Genomic DNA, 3,958 nt, shown 5'->3' with positions numbered 1-3,958 from the left:
CCGTCACCCGCCCCGGCTTCCGGCTGCTCGTCCTTGCTGTGCACGGACAGGAGCCGGAAGCCGGGGCGGGTGACGGCCTGGACCACCAGGGCGCGGATGTGGGCCTCCTGCGGCTCGGCGCAGACCGCCTCGAAGTGGTAGCCGGTGGCGACCTCGTCGCCGCCGCCCGGCTGGCGGTCGATGCGGCGGCCCAGCGGGCGCAGCAGCAGGTTGGCGCCGATGACGCCCGCCGTGCCGAAGGCCGCCAGCACGAACAGGCCGGTGCCCGCGAGGGCGCCCACCGCGGCCGAACACCACAGCGTGGCCGCCGTGTTGAGCCCCCGCACGCTCAGCCCGTCGCGCATGATCACGCCGGCGCCGAGGAAGCCGATGCCGGAGACGATCTGTGCGGCGACCCGGGAGCCGTCGTAACCCGCCGTGTGGGAGGTGGCGGCGAAGCCGTACTGCGAGAGCAGCACGAACAGCGCCGAGCCGCCCGCCACCAGCGCGTTGGTGCGGAGGCCCGCCATCCGCGCGCGCCACTGGCGCTCCACGCCGATCAGCGCCCCGAAACCGAGCCCCGCGAACAGGTGCAGGGCCATCTCGAACTGGGTCAGCATCGCTGCCACCTCCGTCTCTTCCTCAGGTGTGCCCGGCCGCCAGGTGCGCCGGCCGCCGCTTACAGCCAGGTGCCGAAGCGCCGTATGTAGAGGGTCTTCACGGTCTGTGTCAGCACGCAGTACGCCAGCAGCGTGCCGACCAGCCACGGGAAGTACGCCATCGGCAGCGGCTGCATGCCCAGGCCCGCGGCGAACGGCGAGAACGGCAGGAAGATGCCGAACGCCATCACCACGGCCGTCATCACCAGCACCGGCAGCGAGGCCCGCGACTGGATGAACGGGATCTTCCGGGTGCGGATCATGTGCACGATCAGCGTCTGCGACAGCAGGCCCTCGATGAACCAGCCGGACTGGAACAGCGACTGGTGCGCCGGGCTGTTCGCCGCGAACACGTGCCACATCACCAGGAAGGTGGTGATGTCGAAGATCGAGCTGATCGGGCCGATGGTGACCATGAACCGGCCGATGCCCTTGGCGTCCCAGTTCCGCGGCTTGCGCAGGTACTCCTCGTCCATCCGGTCCCAGGGGGTAGCCAGTTGCGAGATGTCGTACGCCAGGTTCTGCACCAGCAGGTGGATCGCCAGCATCGGCTGGAACGGGATGAACGCGCTGGCCACCAGCACCGAGAAGACGTTGCCGAAGTTCGAGCTGGCCGTCATCTTGATGTACTTGATGGTGTTGCCGAACGTCGTGCGGCCCTGCACCACGCCCTGCTCCAGGACCGTGAGGTCCTTCTCCAGCAGGATGATGTCCGCCGACTCCTTGGCGATGTCCACCGCCGTGTCCACCGAGATGCCGACGTCCGCGTCGCGCAGCGCCGCCGCGTCGTTGATGCCGTCGCCGAGGAAGCCGACCGTGTGCCCCTCCGCCTGGAGCGCCCGGACGATACGGGCCTTCTGCACCGGGTTGACCTTGGCGAACACGGTCGTACGGGCGGCCAGTTCGCGCAGCGCGCCCTCGTCCAGCGTGTCGATCACGGCCCCGGTGACGACCCGGCCGACGCTGATGCCCACGTCCGCGCAGACCCGCGCGGCGACCAGCTCGTTGTCACCGGTGACGACCTTCACCGCGACGCCCTTGTCGGCGAGTCCGCGCAGCGCGTCCGCCGCGTCCGCCTTCGGCGGGTCGAGGAAGGCCAGGAAGCCGACGAGCGTCAGCCCGTCCTCGTCCGCCACGGAGTACGTGTCGCGCTCGGCCGCCATGGTCCGGGTGGCCACGGCCAGGACGCGCAGGCCCTGCAGGTTGTGCTCCTCGGCGGTGCGCACCGCGTGGCGGCGCAGCCCGTCGGTCAGTTCGACGCGCTCCCCGCCGTCGACGAGGTGGGAGCACAGGCCGAGGACCTCCTCGACCGCGCCCTTGGTGATGAGCACGTGCTCCCTCGAACCGGCGTCCGCCACCAGCCCGTTGCGGCGCAGGACCACCGACATGCGGCGGCGGGCGAAGTCGAAGGGGATCTCGTCCACGAGCGTGAACCGCGCGTCGACGACAACCTCCTCGGCCTCGTCCACCCGGTTGATCACGGCCCGGTCCATCAGGTTGCGCAGCCCGGTCTGGAAGTGCGCGTTGAGGTAGCCGTACTGGAGCACCTCGTCGTCGTCCCGGCCGTGCACGTCGAGGTAGCGGTCCAGCACGATCCGGTCCTCGGTGAGCGTGCCGGTCTTGTCCGTGCACAGCACGTCCATGGCGCCCAGGTTCTGGATCGCGTTGAGCCGCTTGACCACGACCTTGCGCTGGGACATGGCGACGGCGCCGCGCGCGAGGTTGGCCGAGACCACCATCGGCAGCATCTCCGGCGTCAGGCCGACCGCGACGGCGATCGCGAACAGGAGGGCCTCGTTCCAGTCGCCCTTGGTGAGGCCGTTGACGGCGAACACGACGGGGACCATGACCAGCATGAAGCGGATCAGCAGGAAGCTGACCTTCCGCACGCCGTTGTCGAAGTTGGTCTGCGGGCGCTCGCCGACCAGCGAACCGGCCATCGAGCCGAAGTAGGTGTCGGAGCCGGTGGCCACGACCACGCCGGTGGCCGTGCCGGAGGTGACCGAGGTGCCCATCAGGCACAGGTTGTCCGCCTCGACCGGGTCGGTGGTCACGTACTGCCCGAGGTCGTCCGCGCGGGTGTCGGCCTTGGCCACCGGCAGCGACTCGCCGGACAGCGCGGCCTGGCTGACCATCAGGTCCTTGGCGGCCAGCAGCCGCAGGTCGGCCGGGATCAGGTCACCGGCCGCCAGGCGTACGAGGTCGCCCGGCACGACCGTCTCCATCGGCACCTCGAAGGTGGTCGGGCCCGAGCCGCGCCCGGCCCGCCGCTGGACGGCCGTCGTGGTGGTCACCAACCGCCTGAGCGCGGCGGCCGACCTGCCGGAGCGGTACTCCTGCCAGAACCGCAGCGCGCCGCTGATCAGCACCATCACGGAGAGGATGACGACGCCCGGGTCCTCGGGGTCCTGCCAGTACATGACCGCGGCCAGGAAGACCAGCACGGCGATGAAGGGGTTGGCGAAGGCGCGCGCCAACTGGGCGTACCAGCGGGGCGCCTTCTCCTGCGCGACGACGTTCGCGCCGTGCGACTCCAGCCGGAACGCGGCCTCGCTGTGCTTGAGCCCGCCGCGCGTCGCGGCCAGGTCCTGGAGCACCTGCTCCGCGGGGCGGGCGCTGATCGCGGCCAGCCGCTCGCCGACGGCGCGGGTACGGGCCTCCAGCTCGGCGGCCTTGCGGTCCCGGCGCGAACGGCCGGGCGGAGCGAGGCGCTCCGGGGTCAGGGTGGTCACGGTGTTCATGGCGTACCTCCCTCCGCACCGGGGCAGGGCAGCGCGCGGCGGCCACCTGGCGTCAGGAGGGCGCGGTGCGTGTCCGGCTCGGCGCGGAGTCGTCTCGGACGCGCGGGTGGGCGGCGTGCAGCCGCCCGAGCGCGTCGTCGGAGTGAAGACAAGGAAAAAGAAAGGCCGGTGGGGAGCGCGCGGACGGCGGGCGTCAGCGCACGGGAGCGATCAGCTCGGAAGGAGAACCCCGATCAGGCGATCGGGAAGTGAGCTCCGCTCAGACAACCGGCATGCGACGACGAGGACTTCGTTCGGGACTCAACCCGACCACCTCCTCGCTCGCACGGACACAACGGCGGCGGACCGCCTGCACCGCGAACGACAACAAACACGGACAGACGGATCAGCGCCTCGACGAGGCTAACACGCTCGAACAGGGCCTTGACCTCGGCCGAAAGGCCGGGTCCTTCGTCCGAAAGGACGAGACGACCCCGCGGCGCGGCCGCCGGGATGCACGGCGAACTGCCCGCGGGGAGCGGCCACTCCGGGGAGCGGGGACTGCGGAGGACGGGCTTCGGAGGGCGGGGGCTTCGGGGG

Annotated in this window: 2 protein-coding genes; both read right to left on the bottom strand. The window is 71.1% G+C overall.

Annotated features, from left to right (window positions below; all coding sequences use genetic code 11):
* On the bottom strand, nucleotides 1-599 hold a 599-nt coding region (locus tag AOK16_RS23945; RefSeq protein ID WP_055474200.1), incomplete at its 3' end, for an MgtC/SapB family protein.
* A gap of 59 nt (nucleotides 600-658) precedes the next feature.
* A complete protein-coding gene (gene mgtA, locus AOK16_RS23940; protein ID WP_079101714.1) occupies nucleotides 659-3,379 on the bottom strand; it encodes a magnesium-translocating P-type ATPase in 2,721 nt (906 codons plus the stop codon).
* Nucleotides 3,380-3,958 lie beyond the last annotated feature (579 nt).

Origin of the sequence: Streptomyces pathocidini (assembly GCF_001418495.1) — a bacterium.
GTDB lineage: Bacteria > Actinomycetota > Actinomycetes > Streptomycetales > Streptomycetaceae > Streptomyces > Streptomyces pathocidini.
This window is presented reverse-complemented; position numbering and strand designations above follow the sequence as displayed.

What these genes read in the sequence shown, in the direction of transcription:
- mgtA (WP_079101714.1), bottom strand. Translation starts at nt 3,379, where the DNA reads ATGAACACCGTGACCACCCTGACCCCGGAGCGCCTCGCTCCGCCCGGC.